This is a genomic window from Deltaproteobacteria bacterium, assembly GCA_016178705.1.
Classification (GTDB): Bacteria; Desulfobacterota; Binatia; order HRBIN30; family JACQVA1; genus JACOST01.
Window position 1 is genome coordinate 297,537 of sequence record JACOST010000028.1, and the last position, 25,988, is coordinate 323,524.

Consider the following 25,988-nt stretch of genomic DNA (forward strand, 5'->3'; position numbering starts at 1 on the left):
CTATATTCCAGGCGGCGTTGCCGGTGGGTGTGCCGGCTTCAGGCGGTGGCGCCGACGTCGATGCTCGTGCCCTCGGCCGCGATACTGACTGGCAGCGCGCCGGCAACTGGAAGCGCCTCTGCGGCGACGACGCGTTCGAGGGCGTCGTCGCTGCGTTCCGGATCGTGGTGAAAGACGATCAATTGCTTCGCTCGCGTCACGGTCGCGAAGCGCACCGCCTGCGCGAACGTACTGTGTCCCCAACCCATCCGCGAACGGTATTCCTGATCGGCGTATTGCGCGTCGTGAATCAGCAGGTCGGCATCGGCCGCCAATGCGAATCCCGAGGTCCATTCGGAGCTGGCAGGGAACTCCGCCGCTCCCAACGCGGGCTCGTGATCGGGCAGATAGGTGACGGTGCGCCCATCGGCGGTGATGCGGTACCCGACGGTGGGTCCGGGATGGCACACGAGTGTCGAGACGATGCGAAACGGTCCGACGGTCTCTTCAGCACATGGCACTTCATGCAGGGTCAGCACGCAGGGTAGTTCGCGCAGGTGTATCGGGAAAAAAGGCGGTGACAGGTAGCGCGTCAACCGTGCGCGCAAGCTCATGGTCGTACTGGCCGGCCCCCAGATGTGTACCTCGACGTTGGGGTTGTACAACGGACCGAAGAAGCCGAGGCCTTGAATGTGATCCATGTGCAGGTGTGTGAGCAGCACGTCGACGCGCCGCAGTGAGGCAGGGACGGCGCCACCGAGGCGCCGGATCCCCGTGCCGGCGTCGAGCGCGAGCAGCGCGCCGTCGGCGGCGCGCACTTCGATGCACGAAGTGTTGCCGCCGTAGCGCGCGGTCTCGTTGCCCGGGCTGGCCAGGGATCCGCGCGTGCCCCAGAAGGTCACTCGCATTCGCCGGGCACCTCCCAGAAGATGGCCACGGCTCCCAGGTGGCGGCCGGCTTGGCCGACGAGCGGGAAGGCGGTGACCTCGATGCAGCGGCGCTGATTGTCGAGGCCGAGAATCCACAGCCGATCGTGTGCCGGGCGATGCTCGCGCAACGCGATCATCAGCGGTCGCTGCTCGGGAGGAATGGGATTGCCGTTCGCATCGGAGGCGCGATCGGCACTGGCCCATTCGTCTCCTGGAAGCTCCCCGGTTTCTTCGAAGCGCTGGCCGAGAATCTTTTCTGCCGGCTCGTTGTAGAACACCAACGTGCCGTTGGGATCGACGATGAAGATCGGCGTCGCCAAGTAGCTGGCGAGCTGCCGCATCAAGATGACCTCGATTTCCTGCTGCGCCATAGCGTGCCCGCTATCACACTTGCGGTCGTTCGGGCAGCGTAACGCGTATGCAACCGAGCAACGTGACGACTAACAACCTAGCTCCTCCGCCAGGCGCGGCGCGTGTCCGGTGGCGCCCATCGTGGTGAACAGCCGCTGCGCCTCGCGCAGCTCGCGCTCGGCGGCGACCAAGGCTCGCTGCCTCCAGACGGGTTCACGCGGCAGCCAACGTCTCGCAGAGCGCCCACAGTTTTTCCGCGGCCGTGGCGTCGAGCGCGGCGTCCTCATCGCGTAGCCGCACCAGTCCCAGCGTGTTGTGATAGTACCCACCCTTCCGCAGCCCCTCCTGGGTGGCGCAGATGAGCGGTGTCTGCGCGCCGAGCTCGGGACTGATCATGGTGGCGCGCTTGAACCAGTTGCCGACGGCTCCGGCATCGCCGCCGAGGTCGGTAGCGATGGCGCCTGGGTGCACCACGAACACCGACAGCTCCGGATGGCGCTTCTGCAGCTCCGACGCGATCCACAGGTTCCCGAGCTTGCTGCGGCAATAGGCCCGCAGACCTCCGATCCTGCCGCGCCACGAGTAGTCAGGCGTACATCCGGACTCGAGGACGTAGATATCGCCCGTGATGATGACCACGCGTGCGCTCGGCAGCACGCCGCTATCCAGAAGCGTCTGGCGCAGAACGAAATGACCAAGGACGTTGACGCCAAAGCTGATCTCGTGACCCTGCGGCGTCACCGAGTACGCGCGCTCCATCACGCCGGCGTTTTCGATCACGACATCAATGGGCGCGCCGAGCCTCGCGATCTCCCGCCCCGCTTCACGCACGCTACGAAGATCGGTCAGATCCATGGCGACGAGATCGATGCGAGCCTTCTCGCCCGCTTCCCGTCGCAATTGATCGCGCACGCGAGCCCCTTTGCTCGGGTTGCGACACGGGAGAATCACGTCGGCCCCGCGCGCGAGGAGGCCACGCGCCATCTCGAGGCCGATGCCGTTGGTGCCGCCCGTGACCAGCACCCGCTTCCTCTCCAGTCGTGGTGTCTCCGGACAGCGCCGTGTCTTACGACCCTGACCGATCGAGGCAGCGGCGAGTCGCGCGTACACGTTGGCCCGTGGGACCGATTCTTCGAGGATCGCCATGACGGCGCCCTATACCATACATCCCGGGCCTACGCGTGCCGTTGATCGCGTCGGACGACTGGCTAACTCCATCCGGATATGTCACGAACCAAGCTCCTCGGCGAGGCGCTGCAGCTGTAGCGGTGCCCCTATCTCTTGGTAGCGCCGTTGCGCCGCGCCGGCAGACACTCGAGGGCACCATGGAACTCCTGTGTACCCCGGAGGAGCTGGTCGCCGAGAGCCGTCGGCTCGCTCATCGCCGGCATCCCCGACCCGTTCGCGCCGCTGCGCTTGACCAAGGTGCTGATGGTGATCATGCTGACGGCGTTCGCGCTGATCAGCCTGATGTTCCTGCTGATGGTGCGAGTGACCGACCCGTTGGTGCCGCGCGCCATGTTCGGCGTGTTGAGCACGCTCCTGTACTTCCCGAGCGGCGCGGTCTACCCGCGCCAAGGTTTCCCCGCCTGGATGCAGGTGATCTCGGCGGCCGATCCGTTTACCTACGCCGTCCACGCGCCCAAGTGCTTGTTGCTGAAAGATACGGGAATGGCGGCCATCGGTGGCGACCTCGTCTTCCTCGCCACCTTCTCCATCGTGACGATGACGATCGCGACATTGTTGTTTCGGCGTACCTTGTGATCTCGCGGTGCGGTGCTGATTCACGATCCAATTTCTGTCGCCAGGCGCGCGGCGAAGCGGCGCGCCGATCTCTTCGTAGCCTTGCTGCGCCTGTCGCAGCAGTTGAGCGCGCGTCACCTAGTCGCCGAGCACGGCAGCCAGCTCGGCGCGCCACTCGCAGAGCGCGGGGGCGAGCGTCTTTGCTCCCGTGCTTTCGATCAACGCCGCGGCGTTGGCGAGCGCGGCTTCGGCGGCATCGCGGGCCGCCGCTGCGTCGCGATGGAGGAGTGCGCGGGCGAGGACACCGTGGGCCTCGGCTTCGTACATGCCGCGCAGCGAGCGGCGGCAAAGCGCGATCGCCTCTGCTGCCACGGACTGCGCGGCCGATAGGTCACCCGTTTCAGCAGGGCTTCGGCCAGAAGCGCTGCTGCCACGCCTGCCGTTTCCTTTTCGACGTGTCCGAATATGCCGAGCGCGGCACGCGCCGGTTCGATGGCGTCGACAGCGCGGCCTCGACGGCGAGTCGTGCGGCGCGAAGCTGCCTCGCGCAGAAGGCGAGGTCGGCGTTGCCTGCGTGGCACTGTGGCCATTCCATAGGCCTGCCACCCACAAATGCGGCACGTCGGAGCCCCAGGTCGGCCGGCGCGGCCCAAGGTTCTTGCACAGCGTGGCGAATCGATCCGGCGGATGGAAGTCGAGCGGCCAGATGTCTGGATGGCGGAGCATCGGCTTCGCCAGGAAGTCGGGGACGGACGCGGGGATCATCACTCATGGGCCACCGGAAGCGCGAAGGGCAGTTGCCATGATTTGGCCGCCGCCTTTGCCATTCCCTTCCTCCTCTTACGGGACGATCGAGGATCATCCGCGCATGCCATCGATCTGGTACAGCGGCACGGGCCGGCTGAGGCCCTTCAGGTCGTGGTCGCCCAGGCTCGACGCCGTCACCCGGTCCTCCACGGCCGCGTGCACGCGGTGGGTGACGAGGATCGCGCCGCCGGGCGCGATGGCGCACACGCGCGCCGCGAGGTTCACCACCGTGCCGATCGCCGCGTACTCGGTGCGCCCCTCGAAACCGATCTCGCCGCAGGTGGCGTAGCCGACGGCGATGCCGATGCCGAGCGCGAGGTCATGGCCGCGCCGGCGCCACTGCTGCGACAGGGCCGCGGTGCGCTCCCGCATCGCGATCGCAAGCCGCACGGCATCCCACGCCGGGTCGTCGAGCGGCACGGGATCGTTGAAGAACACCAGCATCCCGTCGCCGGTGAACTGGGCGATGGTGCCGCCGTGCTCGAAGATCATCGGCCCGACGGCGTGGTGAAACTCGCGCAGCACGGCCATCACTTCTTCGGGCTCGGCCGTCTCGGAGAACGGGGTGAAGCCGCGCATGTCGCAGAACAGCACCGTGATCTCGCGCCGGTGGCTGGCGAGGATCGAGTCGCCGCCGGCGGCGATCGCTTCGGCCAATTGCGGGGTGACGAACCGCCGGAGCCGGTTGAGGCGCTCCACCTCGCGCACCTTTTCCTCGACCCGCTCGCTGAGGCGCGTGTTCCACTCGAGTAGCTCGTCGGTCATCCGCTTGCGGTCGAGGCACGCCCCGAGGCGGGCGTGCAGCAGCACCGGATCGAACGGCTTCGGCAGGTAGTCCTCGGCGCCGAGCTTGATGCAGGCGACGATCGAGTCCATCTCGTCGACCCCGGAGATGACGATGAACGGGATGGTCTTCAGGCGGTCGTCGCCGCTGCGGTGCCGCAGCAAGCCGTAGCCGTCCATCTCCGGCATCTCGATGTCGGTAAGGACGACGTCGATCGCCTCCTCGGCGAGCACGGCGATGGCTTCGCGGCCGTTGCCGGCCTCGCGCACCTGGTGGCCTTCGGCGCCGAGCGACATCGACAGCATGGCGCGGTTGAGGGGATCGTCATCGACGACGAGGACCGTGGCGGGTCTGGTGGACATGTCGTTCATCCTTGCGACGCGAGTGCGGCTCGCGCTCCATCGAATTCCTGGGCGATGCGGCTCACTGCCTCACCGGCGCCGGCGACGTCGCCGGCTCGTGCCTGCGCCTCGAGCGCCGCACAGTGCTCGGCGAGCTCGGTCGCTCCGAAGCTCGCCGCGTTCGATTTCAAGGTGTGGGCGTGGCGGCGGAGCGCCGCGGCGTCGCCGGCCCCGGCGGCCTCGGCCAGCTTGGCGATCAGCACCGCGCCGTTGTCGAGGAACGAGGCGACGAGACGGGCGAGCGCCTCGGGGTTCGTCGCGATCGCCTGGAGGCGGGCGAGGGCGGAGGGGTCGAGCACCGTGACCCGTGGGCGATCGGCGGCGCGATTGGGCGTCGCCGCGATCGCGGCGGCGAGCTGCTCGGGCCGGATCGGCTTGGCAAGGTAGTCGTCCATGCCCGCGGCCAGGCACGCCTCGCGATCCCCCTGCATCGCGTTCGCGGTCATGGCGACGATGCGCGGCTGCGGGCTCGGCCCGTCGGCGCGGATGCGGCGGGTGGCCTCGATACCGTCCATCTCGGGCATCTGCACATCCATAAGCACCAGGTCGTACGGCAGGCGGTTCACCGCCTCGACCGCTTCGACGCCGTTGGAGGCGACGTCGCCGCGGTACCCCATCGATTCGAGCAGCAGGAGGGCGAGCTGCTGGTTCACGGTGTTGTCCTCGGCGAGGAGGATGCGGAGCGGATGGCGCTCGCCGAGCTTGGTGGCCGCGTCTTCGCGGACGGGCGCATGCTCGACGGCGCCGCCGCTCAGCAGCGACACCAGCAGATCGAAGAGCTGCGACTGCTTCACCGGTTTGGCGAGGACTGCCGCGAACACCGGATCGATCTCGTCGCCGCCGAGCGACGTGTACAGCACCAGCGGCAGCTCGGGCCGGAGCGCGCGCAGCCGATGCGCGAGCTCGATGCCGTCCATGCCGGGCATGTGCATGTCGAGGATCGCGAGATCGAACCGGTCGCCGCGCTCGACCATCGCCAGCGCCTGGTCGCCCGTCTCCACCGAGTGCCCGTGAATGCCCCAGACCTCGGTCTGCAGGTCGAGGATGCGCCGGTTGATGGCGTTGTCGTCGACCAGCAGCACGCGCTTGCCGATCAGCTCACTCGGCATGCCCGCCGCCGCGACCCGCGACGGCACCTCAGCCGCTTCGGCGGTGATGGTGAAGTGGAACGTGGACCCCTCGCCCGCGACGCTCTCCACCCACATGGTGCCGCCCATCAGCTCGGCCAGACGCTTGCTGACCGCGAGGCCGAGGCCGGTGCCGCCGTACTTGCGCGTCGTCGACGAGTCGAGCTGGCTGAACTCCTCAAACAGGCGGTGGGCGCGATCGGCAGGAATGCCGATGCCGGTGTCGCGCACGGCGAGGTGCAGTTGGTCGGGCTCGCCGCCGGGCTCGGCGGTCAGCACCACTTCGCCGGCGTCGGTGAACTTGACCGCGTTGCCGAGCAGGTTCACCAGCACCTGGCGGAGGCGGGTGACGTCGCCCTTCAGGCCTTCGGGAAGGGCCGGATCGATCAGGAAGGCGAGCTCGAGCCCCTTGCGCGCCGCCGGCTCGGTGACCAGGTCGAACGCCGACTCGATGCACGCCCGCAGATCAAACGGGTGCCGCTCCAGCTCCAGGCGGCCGGCGTCGATCTTGGAGAAGTCGAGGATGTCGTTGATGATGCCGAGCAGCGACTCGCCGCTCGAGCGGATGATAGTGGCGAACTCGCGCTGGCGCGGCGAAAGGTCGGTGTCGAGCAGCAGGCCGCTCATGCCGATCACGGCGTTCATCGGCGTGCGGATCTCGTGGCTCATCGTCGCCAGGAACGACCCCTTCGCGGCGTTCGCCTCCTCGGCGATGCGCGTCTGCTCCTCGAGCCGCTGGAACAGGCGGGCATTGGCCACCGCGATGGCGGCCTGGTCCGCGAAGGCCTGGAGGATCGGGGCCTGCTTCGCGTCGAACGGACGAACTTCGTGGCGGAAGAGGTTCACGTTGCCGATCCACTCGTCGTCGTGGAACAGGGCCATCGTCGCGAAGCTGCGCACGTCGTTCAACTCCGCGAGGCGCCTGCTGAGCTCGTCGCGCGCCACGGCCTTGAAGTCGTCGATGAGAAACGGTGTGCGATCGTTGCGAGCGCGCAGCATAGAGCCCATCCGATCGACGGGGATCTCCACGCCCAGCTGCTCGCGGGCGTCCACCGTCCCACCAAACACCGCCGCGAAGCGGACGCCGTCGCCGTGCCTTAGAAGGATGTTCGCCCTCGGCGCATCGCACAGCTCGGATGCCTTGCGAAGAATGCCGTTCAGCACGGTGTCGAGATCGCCGGGATGCGAGCTGATCAGCTCGAGGATTTCGCTGGTGGCGGTCTGCAGCTCCAGGGATTCGGCCAGCTCCGCGTTGCGCTGCTCGATCTCGCGCAGCAGGCGCGCGTTGTCGACGGCGATCGCCGCCTGACCGGCAAACGTCTGCAGCAACGACACCTGGTCGTCGCTGAACCCGCCGGCGCGATCACCGGCGAAGCCAACGACGCCGACCGTGACCCCGTTACGCACCATCGGCACCACCAGCGAGCTCCTGAGACGCGCGCCGCGGGCGATCGCGTTCGGGTAGAGGTCGGCGGGCAACGTGCTCCAGTCGCGCACGTGGATCGTCTCGCCGGTCATCGCCGCGTGGCCGAGCGGCGAGGAGTCGTCGACGGCGAGGCGGTCGCCGATCACGCCGACCGCGGGGCCCGCCTGGGCGACGACGACCAGCTCGTCGCCGTCGCGAACGACGATGAGGGCACCGGTGCCGCCGCCGAGCCGGTCAGCGTGGCGAACGACGGCGTCGTAGACCGGCGTGAGGTCGAGCCGCGAGGTGCTGACCGCGTCGAGCACCTCCGTCATCGCCCGCTGACGCGCCAACGACTCGTCGAGATCGTTGAACAGCCTGGCGTTCGAGATGGCGATCGCCGCCTGCTCGGCGAAGACCTGCGCGATGCGCCCGTGGCGCGGCTCGAAGGGGCGCACTTCCGAGCGGGTCAGGGTCAATGTTCCGTACGGCATGTTGTCGACGGTCAGGGGCACCACGAGGCAGCTGCGGATCTCCGCCGGCGCGTTCGAGACGGCGGCGAGGTCGTCGATGAAGTGCAGGGTGGTCCACCAGTCCTGCCCTCGTGGAATCCGCAACCGGCGGCCGACGCGGGCCTGGTGGTGCTCGTAGCTCGTCGCCTCCAGCACGGTCTCGTCACCCTCGCGCCGACCGATTGCGGCGCTGTCGGCATCGCACAGACGAGCCGCCTGGGTGACGATGCCGTCGAACACTTTGCGGAGGTTGCCGGGGTTGGCGCTGATGAGTGCGAGGATCGCGCCGGTCGCGGTCTGCAGCTCGAGGGACTCGGCCAGCTCGGCGTTGCGCTGCTCGATCTCGCGCAGCAGGCGGGCGTTCTCCACCGCGATGGCCGCCTGGTTGGCGAAGGTCTGCAAGAGGGAAACCTCGGCGCCGGCGTAGCCGCCTCGCATCGGTCGGGTGACGCCGATGCTGCCCACCGCCACACCGTCACGCAGCATCGGGAGGCACGCCACCTCAGAGCCGGTCGTACGCGGTACGGGGGAGGTCGGAAACTGATCCGCAGGGCGGTTGTCCCAGTCGTCTACGGTGATCGCCTTGCCGGAGAGGGTGGCGGCGCCGCTGAGCGAAGTGTTGTCGAGCTCGATCGTGAGCAGGCTGGAGAACGTGCTGGCCGCATACTGGATCTTGTCGCCGTGCCGCAGCGTCACGAGGCTCCCAGTGCTGCCGCACAGGCGACTCGCATGCTCGACGATCCGGTCGAACACCGGCTGCAGATCGAATCGCGCCGTGCTGACCGCATCGAGCACTTCGGTCATCGCCCGCTGACGCGCCAACGACTCGTCGAGGTCGTTGAACAGCCTCGCGTTCGAGATGGCGATCGCCGCCTGCTCGGCGAAGACCTGGGCGATGCGTCCGTGGCGCGGCTCGAAGGGGCGCACCTCCGAGCGGATCAGGTTCAATCTTCCGTATGGCCGATCGTCGACGACCAAGGGCGCGGTCAAGCAGCTTCGGAGCTCCGCCGGTATGCCCGGCAGGACGGCCGCCAGATCGTCGACGAAGCGGACGCCGGACCACGCGTCCTGCTCTCGTGGAATCGGCGTCCGGTAGACGCCGACGTTGGCCCGGTTGTGCTCGTAGCTCGTCGCCTGTAGCACGAGCTCGTCACCCTCGATCCGACTGATTGAGGCGCTGTCGGCATCGCACAGACGAGCCGCCTGGGCGACGATGCCGTCGAACACCTTGCGCAGGTCACCGGGGTTGGCGCTGATGAGCTCGAGGATCGCGCCGGTCGCGGTCTGCAGCTCGAGCGACTCGGCCAGCTCGCTATTGCGTTTCTCGATCTCGATGAGGAGGCGGGCGTTGTCGACGGCGACCGCTGCCTGGTCGACGAAGGTCTTCAGCAGCGACACCTCGGCATCGGTGTATCCCCCCGGGGTGAGACGGGAGAAGGCGACGACGCCGAGCGCGACGTCGTCGCGGACCATGGGGATGGTGAGGGCACTCTTGGCGCCGGCACGCCGGCTCGGGGCGTCGGGGTATCGGTTGGCTGGCTCGTCGTCCCAGCTCCTGATGTGGATGATCTCGCGATGCTTGGCACTCGCCCCGAACATGGTGCTGTCGTCGATCGGCATCACGCCGAGGTTTAGGTCCCGAAACTGGGTCGCGAGCGCCCCGGCTCCCGCCACGGAGACGAGTCCATCGCCGTGACGCATCGCCACCATCGCGCCGGTGCCGCCGCAGAGGCGATCGGCCTGGCGGGCGAGGGTGTCGAACACCGGGGTCAGGTCGGTGCGCGCGGTGCTGACGGCGTCGAGCAGATCGGTCATCGCCTCCTGCCGCGCCAGCGACTCGGCCAGGTCGTTGAACAGACCGGCATTGGTGACGGCGATGACGGCTTGGTCGGCGAACGCCTGCAGGATGGGCGCCTGCGTCGGCGTGAACGGCCTGACCTCGCGTCGGGCCAGGTGGATATTGCCGATATGTTTACCCTGCCGCACCAGTGGGACGACCATCTTGCTGCGGTCTTGTGTCGCGCGGACGAACTCGGCCACCACCGAGTGATCATCGGCCGCGTACAGGCTCTGAAGGTCGTCGAAGATCATTGGTTGATCGATACCCTGATACTGCTTGACGAGCGGCAAGACACGACCCACCAAGGATCCCGAGGGGGAAGCATCCGCCGCGACGATGGCCGTCCCGTCGTCGCGAATGAGGATCACGTAGCCTTGGTCCGCGTCACATAGCTCGCTCGCCTGGGCCAGGATGCCCTGGAGCACGGTGCGGAGCTCGCCCGGATGCTCGCTGATCAGCCGCAGCACCTCGGCCATCGCGGTCTGCAGCTCCAGCGACTCGGCGAGATCGCTGTTGCGCTGCTCGATCTCGCGCAGCAGGCGGGCGTTCTCCACCGCGGTGGCCGCCTGGTTGACGAACGTCTGCAGCAGCGCCACCTCCGCATCCGTGTAGCCACCGGCGGCCTGACGGTAGAAGCCGACCACCCCGATCGCCTGATCGTTGCGGATCATGGGGATCACCAGGACGGATCTGTCCCCGCTCTTTCTCGCGGCACTGTTGGGATAGAGATCCGGGCTCGCATCGAGGTCTCGTACGTGGATGATCTGGCGGCGCAGGACGCAGTCACCGCCGAGCGAGGATTCATCGATCGGCGCCAGCACCCTCGCCGCCGCCCGCACGGTCGGATCGGCGGAGAACGACATGAACACGAGGTCGCCGCCCTCGCACACCCCGACGCCGGCCTCGGTGCCCGGGCAGAGGCGGCTGGCGTGACGTGCCAGCGCGTCGAACACGGGCTGGAGATCGGTGCGCGCCGTGCTGACCGCGTCGAGCACGTCGGTCATCGCCCGCTGGCGTGCCAGGGACTCGTCGAGGTCGTTGAACAGGTTGGCGTTGCCGATGGCGATCGCCGCCTGCTCGGCGAAGGCATTGAGGATGTTGGCTTCGCGTTCGTCGAAGGGGCGCACCTCGTGACGATTCACTCCCAACGTCCCGTACAGCTTTCCATCGACGCGCAGGCCGACCGCCAGATAGCTACGGACGTCTTCCGGTATCTCGGGCCCCGGCATTGGAGTCGCGCGCAGGTCGTCGAGACGGAAGGTTTCGCCGGCGCTCAGGCGCGCCTTGCGCTCCGCCCCTACCGGCCTCGACGAACCCACGCTTTCCGGATGCGATGGGTTCGCCAGGAAGGTCGCTACGTCGCCATCGAGGCGCAACACGACCCCGGCGTCCGCATCGCACAGTCGAACAGCTCGTCCGATCAGCCCGTCCAGGACCGCGGTGAGGTCACCCGGGTGGGCGCTGATGAGGGCGAGCACTTCGCTGGTCGCGGTCTGCAGCTTGAGCGACTCGCCGAGATCCTTGAACAGCCGGGCGTTGGCGACGGCGAGCGACGCCTGCTCGCCGAAGGTGGCGAGGGCGGTGAGCTCGTCCTCGGTGAACGGCCGCACCTCGTGGCGGTACATGTGCAAGGCGCCGACGCCGGCCCCTTCATGGGTGAGCTGGACGAAGGCGTAGCTGCGCACGCGGGCGACGGTCGCCATCGGCTCGAAGTACGGATGGCCCACAGTGATCGCGGCGAAGTCGTCTGCGTGGAACGCGCCGCTGAACAAGGTTTGGTCTTCGGCCAGCGCCGGTACTGTGGTGCCGACGTAGGGCTCCATGGCCGGGCCGTGCGACGCCACCAAGCGGATCGTTCCACCCTCGTTCAAGCTGATCGAGCCGGCTTCTCCCCCGCACAGCTCGGCGGCTTTAGCGAGGATGCCGTGGAGCACCTTGGTCAGGTCACCGGGGTGGGCGCCGATCAGCCGCAGCGTCTCGGTCGTCGCCGAGAGCATCGCCCGCGCCATCAGCGCAGCTGGCGAGCCTTCTCCCGTCGCAGCAGGCCCTCGACCGGCTACGCCCTTCCTGTTTCGGCCGCTCGGAGCGCTCATGCGAGGAACGTGAATAAACTCCTTCGCGGTCTGTAGTCAACCGAGCATGGGAGGGAGAACCAGTGCGCTCTCGTCCATGGCTCGGTATGCGGAGCCGGTGCGCCAGCAAGGCGTCGCTGCGCGCCGCGAAGATCTGCTATCCGTGTCATCCGTGAAACTCACGCCCAGATCCTCGCCTCGGCCTGCGTCGCCAGCCATTCCTCGCCGTTCTCACGGTGCAGCGGCGCCGCGGTGCGGAAGGCGCGTTCGCAGACGGCGTCATCGCCGCGCTGCGCGCGCATCGAGGTTCTGCCGAAGTGAAGGAGGAGGTGATCGAACGGGGTCTGCGACTCGCCGAGGCGGTTCCGCATCTCGGCGTGGAGGCCCTCCGTTTCGTTACGACGGCCGAGGCGATGTGGCAGTGAGGCGGTCGAGGCTGCGGCGATGTACCAGGGCCGGAACCAGGCCATCCGCGTACTCCTTCAGCGTGTCGCGCAGGTGGAGCGCCGCGTAGCAGGCGCGCTGCGCGTGGTCCTCGTGGGCGATCGGCGCACCGAAGAGCGCCATGATGCCGTCGCCGGTGTACTGGTTCACCGTGCCCTCGAAGCGATGCACGCCGTTGGTGAGAATCGCGAAGAAGCGATCGAGGATCGTGTGCCACTGTTCCGGATCAAGCTGCTCCGCCAACTCCATCGAGCCTTTCACGTCAGCGAAGAGAACGGTGACCTGCTTGCGTTCGCCCTCGATCGCGGACTTCGATTGCAGGATTTTGTCGGCGAGATGCTTGGGAGTGTAGGCGCGGGGGGACAGGTTGTTCGTTGTTGGGTTGTTGGTTGTTAGGGGCGGAGGGGAACTGCCTACTGCCTACTGTTGCCGCTCCGCACTCGTCGCAGAACTTCGCGGTGGGACGCAGCTCGGCTCCGCAGCCGGCGCACAGGCGCGTGATCGGCGCAGCGCACTGTTCGCAAAACTTGGCCCCCGGCCGGTTCTCGTGCCGGCAGGCCGGACAGTTCATGAGTTGAGCTCCCGCGCGAGGCGAGCAACTCGGCCGGTGGCTCCCATCCGCGTAAACGCTTCGAGCGCGCCGCGGAGATACGTCTCCCGCTGCTGCGTCCCACCGCGCAGTTCTGCCAACGCGGCGCGTTCCGCGAGGACGAAGGCCGTCATGTTGCACGCGCCGGTCTCGGCGATGAGGCGGTCGGCGGTGGCCAGCACGTCGTCAATGCGGGCTGCCGCCGCCAGGCCCATCTCAGCGCGCAACGCGGCCGACAGCACCAGCGCGGCATCGATCGCGTGGAGGCGACCGCTGATCGCGAGACACTGCTCCAGCGCGGCTTCGGCCATCGCGCGCGCGCGCGGGTTCTCCGGCTGCGAGCCGTGCCTGCGCCAGCGCGTGCGCGATGAACGGCGCCTGGGACCGGTTGCCGTCTTTGGAGAACGACTGGGCGTACTCGAGCGCCTCCGCCGCCTCGGCCACCCGCCCGTCAAGCAAGAGCTGTCGACCGAGCCGACTGTGCGCAATCGTGCGCGCCAACACCCCCAATGGTTCGCTGATGCGGACGGCACGCTCGACCGTGGATCGAGCCAGATCCGGGTCGCCAGCAAGGAAACCGAGATCGCCGAGGACTCCGAGGGACCAGACCTCGACCTCGCTGTCCAGCCCTCTCGCGACGTCGATCGAGCGCTCAATCAACGCGCGCGCTTGTTCAAATGTCCCATCGCGGAGTTCGCCCCACGCCAAATTGTTGAGCACGTCCGCGAGCGCGCTGACGCCCCAATCGCGCAGGCCCCACTCGGGATGTCCCTCAGTCCAGGCGAGCTGTTGCTGGCAATTGATTCGCAGGGCTGCCAAGTCACCCTTGCCGAGCAGCGGCATAAGCGTCGGCCAGAGGGCGCAGGCGCGCCGTTCTTCGTCGGGCAGCGCGCGCACGATGCGCTCCCATTCCACGCTATGGCGGAGCCCGGCATCGAATCGATTGTTGCCGCTCTCGAACACCGACATGGCCTGGTGCAACCGACCCGCCCAGAGCGGGTCGTCGGTTCGCGCGGCCCAGTCGAGCCCTTCGCGAAACACGGAATGCGCCTCGAGCTCCGGTACCCCCAGGCGGAACGCAAGACCGAGTACGTGAAAACAGGCATCGGCGCCGAGCGCCGGCGCGCGCGGATCATCGGCGACGGTGCGCAACGCCTCGCGCGCTTGCTGCCGGTGACGGGCCGATTCGGTGACGTCGCTGCGCGCGAGAAACGTCGCCGCGCGCGCGTGCCACTGCGCCGCCGCCAACGGCTGGCCCGCTTCGACGCAGTGATGCGCCAGCAGCGCGGCGTGCTCATCGAGCTTGTCGGCATGGGTCGCTTCGATTGCCTGCGCCACGGCGGCGTGGATCTGTCGCCGCCGCTCCTGCAACTGCGAGCCGAGGGCGACCTCCTGCGTCAGCGGATGTTTGAAGCTGTACTCGGCGATCGGGTAGAGAGCGGTTTCATGTACGAACTCGCGTGATCGCAGCGTCGCGAGCGCCTCGCCGAGCTGCGCTTCCGGTAGCGCGTCGCCGGCGGTCGCTGCCAGCACTTGGCGGAGAATCGGCTCGGAGAACTCCTTGCCGATGACCGCCGCCGTCTGCAGCACCTGCTTGTCGCGCTCCTCCAGCCGATCGATGCGCGCGCCCAGCAAGCCGCGCACAGAAGGCGGCACATCGAGTCGCGCCACCGGTGTCGTCAGCCGATAGCTGCCGCGGCTTCCCTGGAGACTGCCCGACTCGATGAGCGTCTGGACAATCTCTTCGGCGAAAAACGGATTGCCGCCGCTGCGCGCATGGATCATATCGGCAAGGCCGGTAGTGCTTTCGTCGCTTCCCAGCAGGTCCGAGAGCAACTCGCGGATGGCTTCGGGGCCGAGCGGGGTCAGCGCGATCTGCCGATAGTACGATTTCTGCATCCAGGCCGCGCGGTACTCGGGACGGAAGTTCACCACCAGCAAACGACCGGCGGCGCCGATCGCTTCCACCCATTCGGCAAGGAACGCCTCGCTGGCGGGGTCCATCCAGTGCAGATCTTCGATCAATGTGACCGGCGGGCGACCGGAAGGATCGTCGCGCTGCACCACCTTGCGCAACACCGCGAAATACAGGCGCTGGCGCGCCTCAGGATCCATGCGGGGGACCGGCCGCTCCGGATCGGGCACACCGTAGAAATCGAAGATCACCGGGAGGACCTCGCGGAAGCCGTCGTCGATCAGCAACAATCGCCCGGCGATCTTCTCGCGCACGGTACGATCGTCGTCGCGTTCGCCGATTCTGTGGTACGCGCGCAACACCTGCAGGATCGGCAGGAGCGGGACGTTCTTCCCGTGCGCGACTGCCTGGGCTTCGTTGACCGCCATGCCGCGGGCGCGGCAATGTTGGACGAACTCGAAACAGAGACGGCTCTTCCCTGTGCCGGCCTCCGCCACCAGCCCAACCACTTGGCCGTGCCCCGCCTGCGCCTGCGCCAGCGCGGCTTCGAGCGTGCGCATGTCGTCGTCGCGACCGACGAAACGGGTGAGGCCGCGCGCGCGAGAGGCATCGAATCGGGTGCGCACGGCGCCGAGGCCACGCAGGACGAATACGTTTACCGGCTCGGCGACGCCTTTGACGCGAAAGGGGCCGAGATCGTCGAAGGCCACGTATCCCGACGCCAGCGCCGCGGTGGCGTAGCTGACGAAGCAGGTGTTGGCTTCCGCCAAGCTCTCCATGCGCTGCGCCAAGCCGACGGTGTGGCCCTGCGCGGTGTAGTCCATACGCAGATCGTCGCCAATTTTACCGACGACGACGTCGCCGGTGTGCAGGCCGATGCGCACGGCGAAGTCGAGCCCGTGCGAACGCTTCACCTCGCGCGAGTAGCCGCGCACTTCTTCCAGCAGATGCAGCGCCGCGTAGCAGGCGCGCTGCGCGTGATCCTCGTGCGCAATCGGTGCGCCGAACAGCGCCATGATGCCGTCGCCGGTGTATTGGTTCACCGTCCCTTCGAGGCGATGGACGCCTTCAGTGAGGATCTCGAAGAAGCGTTCGAGCATCCCGTGCCATTCCTCCGGATCGAGTTGCTCGGCCAGCTCCATCGAGCCCTTCACGTCGGCGAAGAGGACCGTCACCTGTTTGCGCTCGCCTTCGAGCGCCGACTTCGATTGCAGGATTTTGTCGGCGAGATGCTTGGGGGTGTAGGAGAGGGGGCTAGGGGTTAGGGTCTGGCTTTGAGCTTTCAGCTTGTCGCTTGAAGCTATGGCCGCGCCGCACTCGTTGCAGAACCTGGCATCGGCAGGCAGCTCGACGCCGCAGTGTGGGCAGCGGCTTGCCTGCGCGCTCCCGCACGCGAGGCAAAACCGGGAACCCGCAGGGTTGCTGTGACCGCATGCGGTGCACGTCATGGTAACCTAGCTCACTGTCGCGTCAGCGGGCCGATGGCACGCGGCGCGATTTCCGGATGACGCGGTCACGCGTGACCAGTGGCGCACGATGGACGATGCTGGTTGCCGCGATGAGTTCATCGGCCGGGTCGCTGCGAAAGTCGAGCGTACGAAGGGCGCGGCAGATCTCCAACGTGATAGGCCAGGTGTGCACGCGCGCCAGCGCGCGGGTCAGCTCCACGCTGTCCAGGTCGACATCGATGCGCCCGAGCTGGGCGAGCTGGGCGATCTCCCAGAGCACGATCGCTGAGATACTCCAGGTATCCGCCCCGAGGAGGCGCGCTTCGCGCGCGGTGAGTTCGCCGGTCGGGGCGTGCAGAAGAATGTGCGTATCAAGGTTGAGCATGCCAGCGCAGGCCGGTCGAGAGAACATCGCCGCGGATCTTCAGCTTCCCCTTCAAGCACCCGATCGTGCTGGCCGAGTCCGTGCCCAATGGAATGAGCTTGGCAACCGGACGGCCGTGCTTGGTGATGATGATGCCCTCCGGGCTCAGTCGATCGAGGACCGCGAGGCACTCCTGTTTGAACTGCGCGGCGCCGATGTGTTTCATGGCGGCACTGTACCTGTGACCAAAAATTCTGTCCAGGCTCAGACGGCGCGCTTCGCCGGCCTGCCGCGTGCGCGAGCGCGCCGAGGTCTCGGCAGCCGTGGACGGTTCGTTGTTGTCCGGACAGCAGGCCGACTGTCGCCTTGCCCCTGTGGACCCTGCATCGTATAGTCCCGGCGCTTTTCGATACCTCGGCGAGATCGGAGAATGTTCGACATGAGTTCGATGCACGGCGGCCGCGTAGTGGCCAAAGCCCTCAAAGCCGAGGGCGTATCCTTTGTCTTCACCCTGTGCGGTGGCCACGTGATGCCGATCTATGACGGCTGCATCGACGAAGGCATCGGTGTGATCGATGTGCGGCACGAACAAACGGCAGCGCACGCGGCCGATGGCTGGGCGCGGGTGACCGGCCAACCCGGCGTCGCGATCGTGACCGCCGGCCCCGGACTCACCGACGCGGTGACGGGCGTCGCCAGCGCGCACCGCGCCAACGTGCCGATGCTGCTCTTCGGCGGGCAAGGACCGCGTCCGTTCGCGGATATGGGCTCGCTGCAGGACATGAACCATGTCGAGTTGATGCGGCCGATCACCAAGTGGGCGACGGCAGTGCCCGAGGGGCGCCGCTTGGCGGAATACGTCGCGACGGCGTTCCGCATCGCGACCACTGGCCTTCCCGGTCCGGTCTTCCTCGAAATGCCGATCGATCAATTGTTTAACACCTACGAAGAAGACAAGTGCGTCTTCCCCAAACAGTACCGCAGCGACGCCGGGATGGCCGGCGATCCGCGCTACATCGAGCGCGCCTTCGAATTGCTCAAGCGCGCGCAGCGCCCGGTCGCGCTCGTCGGCACGCAGCTGCGCTGGTCGCGCCGCCGCGAAGCGTACCCGAAGTTTGCCGAGACCTTTGGTTTGCCGATCTACGTCAACGGACTCGGGCGCGGTTCGCTGCCGCCCACGCACCCGAATTTCTTTTCGCAGACCCGCAAAGAAGCCCTGAAGCAAGCCGATGTGGTGATCATCTTCGGTACGCCGCTCGACTTCCGCTTGGGTTACGGCCGCGAGAGTCACTTCAACCCCGACGCCAAATTGATCCAAGTGGATCTCGACGGCGGCGAGATCGGGCGCAATCGCGCCATCGAAATTGGGATCATCGGCGATACCGGCATCGTCATGGAGCAGCTCAACGGCTTGGCGAAGTCGGACGGTTACTCGGCGGCGTTGGTGAAGCCGTGGCTCGATGAGATGCGCGCGCGCGAAACTCAGAAGTCGGAGCGTATGCAGCCGGAACTCAACTCCGACGCGGTGCCGATCAATCCGTTGCGCGCGTGCAAGGAGATCGCCGACTCGCTCGGACCCGACGCGATCTGCATCGGCGACGGCGGCGACTTTGTCGCCACGGCGGCGTCGGTCCTGCGCATTCACGAGCAGGGACATTGGCTCGACCCGGGTCCGCTCGGTACCCTCGGGGTCGGCCCCGGTTACGCGATGGCGGCGAAGTTGGCGAAGCCCAAGAGCCCGGTGGTGATCATCTACGGCGACGGCTCGTTCGGGCTCCACGGTATGGAGTTCGAAGCGATGGTGCGGCAGAAGATCAACGTCGTCGGCGTCGTCGGCAACGACGCCGCCTGGCAGCAGATTCGCCGCGGCCAGGTGCAGCTCTACGGTGAAGAGCGCGCGGTGGCGACCAAGCTCAGCTTCGTGCACTACGAGAAAGTGGTCGAAGCGCTCGGCGGCCACGGCGAGTTCGTGGAACGTCCCGAAGATATTCGTCCAGCGATGGCGCGCGCGCTGGCCGCCGGCAAACCGGCGCTGGTGAACATCCGCATCGGCGGCAGTGATTTCCGTAAGGACGCGATTTCGATTTGACCGAAACCCGAACCCGCCGATGGACTCCGTTGAGCGCAGATAGACGGTAGGATCAGCAAGGCATGCCGGCCGGACGTGACACGACTGCGGCGATCATTGTTGTCGGCAATGAGATTCTGACCGGCAAGGTGGTCGACACCAACGCCGCCTTTCTCGCGCGCGAGCTGCACGCGCTCGGCGTCGCGTTGGAGCGCATTGTGGTCATCCCGGATGATATCGACGTGATTGCCGACACGGTGCGCAAGTACCATCCGCGCTACGACGCGATCTTCACCTCCGGCGGTGTCGGCCCGACGCACGACGACGTGACGATTGCCGGCGTCGCGCGTGGACTGAACCGGCGCGTCGTGCACAACGTTGTGCTCGAAGAGAAGATCCGCGAGTTCGCGGGCGCGACACTGAGCCCGGCGTTGCTCAAAATGAGCGAGACGCCCGACGGGGCCGAATTGGTGTTCGGCGGGAAGCTGAAGTTCCCGACCGTGTGCGTCGAGAACGTGTATATCTTGCCGGGGATTCCGGAACTGTTCGAGGATAAATTTCTCGCCATCAAGCATCGGTTTGAGGGCGCGCCTTTTCATCTGCGGGTGCTGTACACGCGCGAGTTCGAGACCACGATCGCCGAGCCACTCAATCAGACCTTGGCGGCGTTTCCGGCGCTGCAGCTCGGCTCGTATCCGAAGATGAACGAGCCCGACTATCGCGTACGGGTCACGCTCGAATCGAAAGATCGCGAGTACGTCGAGCGGGCACTGGCGCATTTGGTCAGCTTGCTGCCTCCGGATGCCGTAGTGCGGACGGAATGAAGCGGACAGAGTGAAGTCGACAGAGAGAAGTGGATTGGAACCTTTGGAAGGAGGTGCGTGATGAGGCGGAGACTGGTGACGATGGTGATGCTGGCGGCGCTGCTGGTGGCGAGCCGGCCGAGTTGGGCCAAGGAATCGAACGACAACTACGGTCGCGAAGCGGGATACGGAACGCTGGCGGCTTTGTCGACTATGGTCTACGGTCCGTTGAAGATGGTGTATTCGCTGCTCGGCGGGTTCACCGGCGGCCTAGCTTATTTGGTCACTGTGGGTGACTTGGAGACGGCGGAAAAAGTCTGGAGCGTGTCGATGGGCGGCACCTACGTGGTGACGCCGGGGATGCTCCGCGGCGAGGAAGAGTTCCTCGTCAACGGCGCGACGCACGAAAAAGAGTGACGGTCGCTGCGTTCGCGCCGGGCGCGGGCGGAGCGCACGGCGCGAACAGGGGGGAGAAGGCTATGAACAAGAACGTGATCATTGGACTCGTAGCCGTGGTGGTCGTCGGGGTCGGCGGCTTCTTCGGGTATCAGTACATGCAGTTGCAAGCCCAAGCGAAGAAGTGGGCGGGGCCGCACAAGGAAATCGTCGAAGAGAAGGTCACCAAGGACGGCGCGGTGACCACCTTGCATTTCGTCTCCCTGGTCGATGTGCCGCTGGCAGCGGTCGAGAACGTGTTGTGGACTCCCGAACGCGGGCAAGAGATGATCGAGAACATCACGCTGTCGAAGCTGCTCAAGTCCGAGGGCAATACCAAGCTGCTCGAGATGAATGTGCGTGCGCTCAATCTGCCGCTGCAATTCTACACGATGCAGTTCACGCATGACCCCGAGCATCACCGCATCAGTTTCAAGACGGTCGAATCGCAGGCGCAAGATCTCGAAGGGGAGTACGTGTTGGAACCCTCACCGGACGGGAAGAGCACGCGGGTCGACTACACCTCGAAGTCGAAGGACAAGATCGCGCTGCCGTTTCCCCAATCGGTGGTCGACAGCGCCAACCGCGAGATCTTCGTCAACACCATGCGCGGCGTGAAGAAGGGGGCGCAGCAAAACGCCGCCGGCAGCGCTGCGCCGCCGGCGTAACCCCCTAGCCAGCGTCGCGCCTGACATTCCACCTCGTAGGGTCCGCTATTGCGGACCGTCCGTGGTCAACATTGATCGATCCATCGATATCTGGATCGAGAAATCAATGCGTAGTAGAGAGAGGCGCGATGTCCGCCTTTCTCTCCGCCGCCGAGGCCGCTGCCGAACTCGGTATCAACTTACCCACGTTGTACGCGTACGTCAGTCGCGGGCTGATTCGCTCCGAAGCGGAAGGCAAGGCGCGCCGGCGGCGTTATCTCGCCGACGACATCTGGCTGCTCAAGCAACGTAAGCAGCATCGCCGCGATCCCAGCAAGGCGGCGCAGGAGGCGTTGCACTGGGGCATGCCGGTGTTGGAGTCGCGCCTCTCGGTCATCCACGACGGCAGGCTGTACTACGTCGGACGCGACGTGGTGACGCTGGCGCAAACGTGTACGATCGAACAGGTCGCGGCGCTGTTGTGGATGGGCGACATCACCGCGCCGTTTCCCGATGAACTGCTCGTCCCGCCGGAGTGGAAGACGCTGACTCAGGTGGCGACGGGGTTGCCACCGCTCGAAGCGCTCCAGGTCCTCTTGCCGGTGGCTGCGGCGCACGATCCGTACGCCTACGACATCCGACCGACGGCAGTGCAGCGCGCTGGCGCGCGCATTCTGCGACTGCTCGCCGCCGCGGCGGTGGGTGCACGGCCGACGCGCGAGCCGATCGCGCAGGTGTTGCAGCGCCGATGGGCACCGAAAGAACCGGCGGTCGCCGCGTTGCTACAAGCCGCGTTGGTGCTGTACGCGGACAACGGGCTGAATCCATCGAGCTTCACCGCGCGCTGCGTCGCCTCGGCAGGTTCGACGCCGTACGCGCTGGTCGCCGCCGGACTCGCTGCGTTACAGGGCTCGAAGCACGGCGGCGCCTGCGAGCGCGCGCAAGGCATGCTGGTAGAAGTGGGCGAAGCGCGCAGCGCGCAACGCGCGGTGATGGCGCGCATGCGACGGGGTGAAGCAGTGCCCGGCTTCGGTCATCCGTTGTACCCCGCAGGCGATCCCCGCGGCGCGTTCCTCATGCGGCTGGTCGCCGAGCATCGTCCGAAGTCGCCTGGAGTCAAACTCGCCGTGGCCCTTGCCGCTGCGGTGCGCGAGTTGATGAACGAGCACCCGACCGTCGACTTCGGTGTGGTGACGCTGTGTCGAGCGCTCGGCCTACCCGCCGGCGCGGCGCTGTCGCTGCTCGGCGTTGGCCGTATCGTCGGCTGGATCGCGCACGGGCTCGAACAATATCAAGAAGGCCGCGAGATCCGTCCGCGTGCGCGTTACGCTGGCGACCTGCCGCGTAGTGAATGACTCCCCGCCAATGTCCGCACGGTTCTGGCTCCACGTTCATCCGCTGCTGGCGTTGATTGCGGTGGCGATGCTCGCCTACGTCGGACAACTCGGCTTCCGCGGTCGCCAGGCGCGTCGCGGCGGTGCGGCGATGCTCCGCCGCCACGCGCGGATCACGCCTTACGTGTACGCGCTGGTGCTGATCAACTGGATGCTTGGCGTGACCTCGGTGTGGTTGGGGCGCGACGATCTCGACCTTGCTGCCAGCGGCCATTTTAAAGTTGGGTGCTATCTGGTGGTGACGCTCACCGCCGCGCTGCTGCTGTCGCGCTGGATCGATCGGGTGCCGAATGGCCGCACGATTCATCCGTTGCTGGGGGCGCTGGCGGTACTGCTGGCGGGGTTTCAACTCTTCCTCGGCTTGCAGATCATGCCGAAGTGAAGGACAGTCCGGAGACAATCGGAGGTTCTCATGCGCGGAATCATCTTTCACGGTCCTCACGATGTGCGAGTCGAATCGGTCCCCGACCCGCGGCTCGCTGATTCACGCGGCGCGATCGTGCGCGTGACCCGGGCATCGATCTGCGGCTCTGACCTCCACCTCTACCACGGCACGGTGCCCGCCGAGCCGGGCGTAGTGATCGGTCACGAGTGTGTCGGCGTCATCGAAGATGTCGGGCGCGACGTGCGCCGATTCAAGAAGGGCGATCGCGTGATCGTGCCCGGCGTCGTGGGCTGTGGCGACTGCGAGCCGTGCCGCCGCGGCTATCCGGTCGGCTGCGTGAACTTCTTCAACAAGGTGTACGGCATCGTGAAGGACCTCCCCGGTGGACAAGCCGAGGCGATTGTGGTGCCGAATGCCGACGCCAATCTTTACCCATCGCCGTCGGAGCTGAGCGATGAGCAAGTGTTGTTTCTCACCGACATCCTTCCCACCGGGTACTACGCGGCGCAGAACGCCAACATCAAGCCTGGTCAGACGGTGGTGGTCGTCGGTTGTGGGCCGGTCGGATTGTTCGCGCTGCTGAGCGCGCAGCTCTTCGGTGCGGCGCAGATCTTCGCCGTCGACAAAGTGGGCTATCGGCTCGAACGCGCGAAGCAGTATGGGGCAATTGCTATCGATGCGAGCAAGGAAGACGTGCAGCAGCGGATTTTCGAAGCCACCGACGGCCGCGGTGCCCACGCGGTGGTCGAGGCCGTCGGTGCGCAGGAGACGGTCCATCTCGCGTTCCAGCTCGTTCGCATCGGCGGCACGGTGTCGGTGGTCGGCGTCCTCATCAACGACGACTTCAGCTTCCCGATGGGCACGGCGTTGATGAAGGACCTCACGTTCCGCATCGGCCTGGTCAACGTGATCGGGTTCATCCCCACGCTCCTGCCGCTGGTGCGGTCGGGGCGCCTCGATCCGACGAAATTAATTTCGCACCACATGCCGCTAGCCGAGGGGGCCGAGGCATACCAGCTCTTCGCCGGCCGCACCGACGGTTGCCTGAAAATCGCGTTGCAGCCGTAACGATCGCGTCGATCCTGCCTCGAAAAAACCGGGGCCAAAGCCACAGACACTTGAGGCGCATGCTTTTCCAGCATCACCGCGCTTTGTCCAAAGTCGCCAAGGTAAGCGGACCGCCGCTGGCATTCGCCAGGCGGATTAGGCCGTCGAACGCGGCGAACTTGTAAGCCATCGTGTACGTCGGTGTGGCGAACGTCAGGCGGTTGAAAAGATCGATCGTGCCGTCCCCGTGGATCGTGGCCTGTCCGAGTGCAATCAGTTCCGAGGCGATGTCGCCAAGAATATGTACTCCGAGTAGCCGCCGGTCGTCGCGACGGAATACAAGTTTCAACATCCCTTCCGGGTGGCCCGAGATGATGCCGCGCGCCAGTGTCGCGAAATTGCAACGACCCACCTCGTAGCCGATGCCTTGTTCCTTAGCCTGATCCTCCGTGAGACCAACCGCAGCGATCTCCGGCACCGAGTACACCGCCGACACAGGCAACGGGTCCAACCTCTCTTTGAACCCGAGACCGAAAGCATGACAGGCCGCCACTCGACCTTGCTCCATTGAGATCGAAGCGAGGGAGGGCCCGATCAGGTCACCGGCCGCGTAGATCCCCTCGACGTTAGTGCGGAAATGTTCGTCCACAACCACCCTGCCGCGGGCGTTGATCTGGACGCCGGCTTCGGCCAGACCGAGCCCATCGGTGTTGACCGACCGGCCCGCCGCAAACAGCACGATATCCGGGCGCAGCACTTCGCCGCTGTCCAGGGTGACGTGCAGTTCGCCATTGATCCGCCCCGTCGCACTGACGCGCGAGCTCAGCGCCACGCGAATCCCCATGTTCTCGAATACGCTGGCAGCCAGTTGCGACATCTCGCTATCCATGTTGGCCAATAGGCGCCCACTGCTGTCGACTAACGTAACGGAGATGCCGAACGCGGCGAAAATCGATGCGTACTCACAGCCGATGGCGCCGCCTCCAATGACGACTACGCTCTTGGGAATGCCCTGCAGCGAAGGCAGGCTCTCGGAATCGAAAATGCCCGGATCGTCGAATGGGATGTTTGGCGGACGGGACGGGTGCGAACCTGTAGCGAGGAGAATGCGGCTGGCGGAGAGAACGCGCTCCTGCCCCTCGCCGTCTCGCGGAGTCACGAGCACTGTCCGGTTCGGCCCCAGACGCGCCGCGCCGTAAAGGACTTTGATGCCAAGCGTGGCAAAGTGAGAGCGTGTGGCTTCCTGCATTTCCGAACACACTTGTGCGGTCCGTGAGCGCATGCGTTCAACCGCACGCCCCGTGTCCACCTGGGCCGTCAGCCCGTACAGGTCGCGATCCTGGAAGCCAGTGAGGTAGAGCGCGGCCGTGCGCAGCGTCTTGGTTGGTGCGCCACCCGTTGTGACCACTTCGCCGCCTAGGACTTTGCGCTCGATCACCAGCGTTCGCTGTCCGAAGAGGGTTGCCACCGCAGCCGCGCCTTGACCGGCCGGGCCGCCACCGATCACGATGAAATCGTACTCGCTGCTTTCAGTCATGAGCCTCCTCTCCGTTGCTGGAATGCTTCCTGCCGCCAGTTCCTTCGTGTGCTTCTTTATTCAGGTCCCCAGGGATTCCGCGACCATCTGCTCTTTGCGCCATTTGGTGTACGGCATCGTCGCTAGCGAGGTGGTGATCTCGTAGATGACGATGATCACCATCGTGGACTTGGCGGGGAAGTTCAGCGCCGCGATGAGCGCGGCTATGCCGGTCTCGCGCGAGCAGGCGGCGATAGCTAGCGACGCACGATCGCCGGGGTGCGGCCCGCCAAGCCAGTGTCCGACAGCGAGCGCCACGCCGGACAAACCGGCAATCACCAGGAATGAAGCCAGGCCGATGTCCCAGATGCCGGAGAAATTCAGCACAAAGAGACTGAGCAAGCTCACTGGCCGCGCATAACCGGCCGCCGCGCTCAACGGCTCATCGATGCGTTCGGCAAACCTGGGCACCAGGCGCCGGAGCAGCGCGCCCGCCGCCAGCGGCACGAGGAAGGTCAGCGCGACGACCTTCGCCACTCGCAGCGGCGGAACGCTGGCATCAGCGGCGAGCGGCAGCGCCGTCAAGATGGCGAGCGACAGGGGGACTGTAATCACCGCCAGAAGTGACATGGTGATCAGCAGACTGAAGACATAGGGCGGGTTGCCACCCAGCTCCAGCATCTCCTTTGGAGCAGTGGTCTCGGCGGATGAGATGGCCAACAGCGTGAGGCCGATCTTGACGTTCAGCGGCAGCGGCACCAACCCTAGCACTGCCCCCGTTACCATGGGCACGACGACATACTTGGCAAGGAATGTGCGGACGAGCAGGCCGGGGTGGCGGAATAGAAAGAACGGCTCGGCGAGGTGCGCCTTGAAACCCAAGGTCAGGATGGAGGCGAACAACGCGACCCCGAGAGCGAAGACAGCAATCGGCTCGGCGCTCATCCGATCACGAAAAAATCGTACTCGTTGCTCGCGGCATG

General features: G+C 66.3%; 23 protein-coding genes. 8 read left to right on the forward strand and 15 right to left on the reverse strand.

Going from position 1 to position 25,988, the window contains the following annotated elements:
• Positions 1-38: 38 nt before the first annotated feature.
• From HYR72_18380 to HYR72_18390, 3 genes are all read right to left on the reverse strand, one after another.
• A complete protein-coding gene (locus HYR72_18380) occupies positions 39-887 on the reverse strand; it encodes an MBL fold metallo-hydrolase (GenBank protein MBI1816950.1) in 849 nt (282 codons plus the stop codon).
• Positions 878-1,279, reverse strand: a complete 402-nt coding sequence (locus tag HYR72_18385) for a PAS domain-containing protein (protein MBI1816951.1) — start codon at positions 1,277-1,279, stop codon at positions 878-880. Before HYR72_18385 ends, HYR72_18380 begins: the two co-directional genes overlap by 10 nt.
• A 193-nt stretch (positions 1,280-1,472) precedes the next feature.
• Complete coding sequence (locus tag HYR72_18390; protein MBI1816952.1) at positions 1,473-2,405, reverse strand: SDR family NAD(P)-dependent oxidoreductase; 933 nt, start codon at positions 2,403-2,405, stop codon at positions 1,473-1,475.
• A 270-nt stretch (positions 2,406-2,675) separates the two neighbouring features.
• Here HYR72_18390 and HYR72_18395 point away from each other — a divergent pair, with 270 nt between their 5' ends.
• Complete coding sequence (locus HYR72_18395; GenBank protein MBI1816953.1) at positions 2,676-3,023, forward strand: ABC transporter permease; 348 nt, start codon at positions 2,676-2,678, stop codon at positions 3,021-3,023.
• A gap of 117 nt (positions 3,024-3,140) precedes the next feature.
• Here the strand turns inward: HYR72_18395 and HYR72_18400 are convergent, their stop codons facing one another.
• The 10 genes from HYR72_18400 to HYR72_18445 all read right to left on the reverse strand — a co-directional run bounded on the left by HYR72_18400 (position 3,141) and on the right by HYR72_18445 (position 16,936).
• Positions 3,141-3,374 (reverse strand): hypothetical protein, encoded by a 234-nt coding sequence (locus tag HYR72_18400; protein MBI1816954.1) that lies wholly within the window; start codon positions 3,372-3,374, stop codon positions 3,141-3,143.
• Positions 3,375-3,860: 486 nt separating this feature from the next.
• Positions 3,861-4,955, reverse strand: coding sequence for a response regulator (locus tag HYR72_18405; GenBank protein ID MBI1816955.1), 1,095 nt, complete (start codon positions 4,953-4,955; stop codon positions 3,861-3,863).
• A 5-nt stretch (positions 4,956-4,960) separates the two neighbouring features.
• The gene (locus HYR72_18410) at positions 4,961-11,887 is read right to left on the reverse strand and encodes a GAF domain-containing protein (protein ID MBI1816956.1); all 6,927 of its coding nucleotides are present in this window, start codon (positions 11,885-11,887) and stop codon (positions 4,961-4,963) included.
• A 242-nt stretch (positions 11,888-12,129) separates the two neighbouring features.
• Positions 12,130-12,420 (reverse strand): hypothetical protein, encoded by a 291-nt coding sequence (locus tag HYR72_18415; GenBank protein MBI1816957.1) that lies wholly within the window; start codon positions 12,418-12,420, stop codon positions 12,130-12,132.
• Positions 12,347-12,760 (reverse strand): adenylate/guanylate cyclase domain-containing protein, encoded by a 414-nt coding sequence (locus tag HYR72_18420; protein ID MBI1816958.1) that lies wholly within the window; start codon positions 12,758-12,760, stop codon positions 12,347-12,349. Before HYR72_18420 ends, HYR72_18415 begins: the two co-directional genes overlap by 74 nt.
• A complete protein-coding gene (locus tag HYR72_18425; GenBank protein ID MBI1816959.1) occupies positions 12,657-12,965 on the reverse strand; it encodes a zinc ribbon domain-containing protein in 309 nt (102 codons plus the stop codon). The genes HYR72_18420 and HYR72_18425 overlap by 104 nt, the downstream gene beginning before the upstream one ends.
• Positions 12,962-13,225: a hypothetical protein gene (locus HYR72_18430; protein ID MBI1816960.1), complete on the reverse strand. Its 264-nt coding sequence runs from the start codon at positions 13,223-13,225 to the stop codon at positions 12,962-12,964. Before HYR72_18430 ends, HYR72_18425 begins: the two co-directional genes overlap by 4 nt.
• A complete protein-coding gene (locus HYR72_18435; protein ID MBI1816961.1) occupies positions 13,200-16,346 on the reverse strand; it encodes an AAA family ATPase in 3,147 nt (1,048 codons plus the stop codon). The genes HYR72_18430 and HYR72_18435 overlap by 26 nt, the downstream gene beginning before the upstream one ends.
• A 22-nt stretch (positions 16,347-16,368) precedes the next feature.
• Positions 16,369-16,731 (reverse strand): type II toxin-antitoxin system VapC family toxin, encoded by a 363-nt coding sequence (locus HYR72_18440; protein MBI1816962.1) that lies wholly within the window; start codon positions 16,729-16,731, stop codon positions 16,369-16,371.
• Positions 16,718-16,936: a type II toxin-antitoxin system prevent-host-death family antitoxin gene (locus HYR72_18445; GenBank protein MBI1816963.1), complete on the reverse strand. Its 219-nt coding sequence runs from the start codon at positions 16,934-16,936 to the stop codon at positions 16,718-16,720. Before HYR72_18445 ends, HYR72_18440 begins: the two co-directional genes overlap by 14 nt.
• A 213-nt stretch (positions 16,937-17,149) precedes the next feature.
• On the opposite strand from HYR72_18445, the gene HYR72_18450 reads away from it, so the two are divergent.
• From HYR72_18450 to HYR72_18480, 7 genes are all read left to right on the forward strand, one after another.
• Entirely contained in the window at positions 17,150-18,799 is a 1,650-nt protein-coding gene (locus tag HYR72_18450) for an acetolactate synthase (GenBank protein MBI1816964.1), read from the forward strand.
• A gap of 62 nt (positions 18,800-18,861) precedes the next feature.
• The gene (locus HYR72_18455; protein MBI1816965.1) at positions 18,862-19,602 is read left to right on the forward strand and encodes a competence/damage-inducible protein A; all 741 of its coding nucleotides are present in this window, start codon (positions 18,862-18,864) and stop codon (positions 19,600-19,602) included.
• A gap of 60 nt (positions 19,603-19,662) precedes the next feature.
• Positions 19,663-19,998, forward strand: a complete 336-nt coding sequence (locus HYR72_18460) for a hypothetical protein (protein MBI1816966.1) — start codon at positions 19,663-19,665, stop codon at positions 19,996-19,998.
• Positions 19,999-20,060: 62 nt separating this feature from the next.
• Complete coding sequence (locus HYR72_18465) at positions 20,061-20,684, forward strand: hypothetical protein (GenBank protein ID MBI1816967.1); 624 nt, start codon at positions 20,061-20,063, stop codon at positions 20,682-20,684.
• Between the two features lie 128 nt (positions 20,685-20,812).
• The gene (locus tag HYR72_18470) at positions 20,813-22,018 is read left to right on the forward strand and encodes a citrate synthase (GenBank protein ID MBI1816968.1); all 1,206 of its coding nucleotides are present in this window, start codon (positions 20,813-20,815) and stop codon (positions 22,016-22,018) included.
• 10 nt (positions 22,019-22,028) lie between these two features.
• The gene (locus HYR72_18475; GenBank protein MBI1816969.1) at positions 22,029-22,439 is read left to right on the forward strand and encodes a DUF4079 family protein; all 411 of its coding nucleotides are present in this window, start codon (positions 22,029-22,031) and stop codon (positions 22,437-22,439) included.
• A gap of 30 nt (positions 22,440-22,469) precedes the next feature.
• Positions 22,470-23,510 (forward strand): alcohol dehydrogenase catalytic domain-containing protein, encoded by a 1,041-nt coding sequence (locus HYR72_18480; GenBank protein ID MBI1816970.1) that lies wholly within the window; start codon positions 22,470-22,472, stop codon positions 23,508-23,510.
• 73 nt (positions 23,511-23,583) lie between these two features.
• Here HYR72_18480 and HYR72_18485 read toward each other — a convergent pair whose 3' ends face one another.
• Together HYR72_18485 and HYR72_18490 are read right to left on the reverse strand one after the other, a co-directional pair.
• Positions 23,584-25,026 (reverse strand): FAD-dependent oxidoreductase, encoded by a 1,443-nt coding sequence (locus HYR72_18485; GenBank protein ID MBI1816971.1) that lies wholly within the window; start codon positions 25,024-25,026, stop codon positions 23,584-23,586.
• Between the two features lie 60 nt (positions 25,027-25,086).
• Entirely contained in the window at positions 25,087-25,950 is an 864-nt protein-coding gene (locus tag HYR72_18490) for a hypothetical protein (protein MBI1816972.1), read from the reverse strand.
• Between the last annotated feature and the right edge of the window lie 38 nt (positions 25,951-25,988).

Bases quoted from the DNA above. Each gene is read 5' to 3' on its own strand.
- HYR72_18380 (MBI1816950.1), bottom strand. From the start codon at position 887: ATGCGAGTGACCTTCTGGGGCACGCGCGGATCCCTGGCCAGCCCGGGC.
- HYR72_18385 (MBI1816951.1), bottom strand. From the start codon at position 1,279: ATGGCGCAGCAGGAAATCGAGGTCATCTTGATGCGGCAGCTCGCCAGC.
- HYR72_18390 (MBI1816952.1), bottom strand. From the start codon at position 2,405: ATGGCGATCCTCGAAGAATCGGTCCCACGGGCCAACGTGTACGCGCGA.
- HYR72_18405 (MBI1816955.1), bottom strand. From the start codon at position 4,955: ATGTCCACCAGACCCGCCACGGTCCTCGTCGTCGATGACGATCCCCTC.
- HYR72_18410 (MBI1816956.1), bottom strand. From the start codon at position 11,887: ATGGCGCGGGCGATGCTCTCGGCGACGACCGAGACGCTGCGGCTGATC.
- HYR72_18415 (MBI1816957.1), bottom strand. From the start codon at position 12,420: ATGGCCTGGTTCCGGCCCTGGTACATCGCCGCAGCCTCGACCGCCTCA.
- HYR72_18425 (MBI1816959.1), bottom strand. From the start codon at position 12,965: ATGAACTGTCCGGCCTGCCGGCACGAGAACCGGCCGGGGGCCAAGTTT.
- HYR72_18435 (MBI1816961.1), bottom strand. From the start codon at position 16,346: ATGACGTGCACCGCATGCGGTCACAGCAACCCTGCGGGTTCCCGGTTT.
- HYR72_18440 (MBI1816962.1), bottom strand. From the start codon at position 16,731: ATGCTCAACCTTGATACGCACATTCTTCTGCACGCCCCGACCGGCGAA.
- HYR72_18445 (MBI1816963.1), bottom strand. From the start codon at position 16,936: ATGAAACACATCGGCGCCGCGCAGTTCAAACAGGAGTGCCTCGCGGTC.
- HYR72_18450 (MBI1816964.1), top strand. From the start codon at position 17,150: ATGAGTTCGATGCACGGCGGCCGCGTAGTGGCCAAAGCCCTCAAAGCC.
- HYR72_18455 (MBI1816965.1), top strand. From the start codon at position 18,862: ATGCCGGCCGGACGTGACACGACTGCGGCGATCATTGTTGTCGGCAAT.
- HYR72_18460 (MBI1816966.1), top strand. From the start codon at position 19,663: ATGAGGCGGAGACTGGTGACGATGGTGATGCTGGCGGCGCTGCTGGTG.
- HYR72_18465 (MBI1816967.1), top strand. From the start codon at position 20,061: ATGAACAAGAACGTGATCATTGGACTCGTAGCCGTGGTGGTCGTCGGG.
- HYR72_18470 (MBI1816968.1), top strand. From the start codon at position 20,813: ATGTCCGCCTTTCTCTCCGCCGCCGAGGCCGCTGCCGAACTCGGTATC.
- HYR72_18475 (MBI1816969.1), top strand. From the start codon at position 22,029: ATGTCCGCACGGTTCTGGCTCCACGTTCATCCGCTGCTGGCGTTGATT.
- HYR72_18480 (MBI1816970.1), top strand. From the start codon at position 22,470: ATGCGCGGAATCATCTTTCACGGTCCTCACGATGTGCGAGTCGAATCG.
- HYR72_18485 (MBI1816971.1), bottom strand. From the start codon at position 25,026: ATGACTGAAAGCAGCGAGTACGATTTCATCGTGATCGGTGGCGGCCCG.
- HYR72_18490 (MBI1816972.1), bottom strand. From the start codon at position 25,950: ATGAGCGCCGAGCCGATTGCTGTCTTCGCTCTCGGGGTCGCGTTGTTC.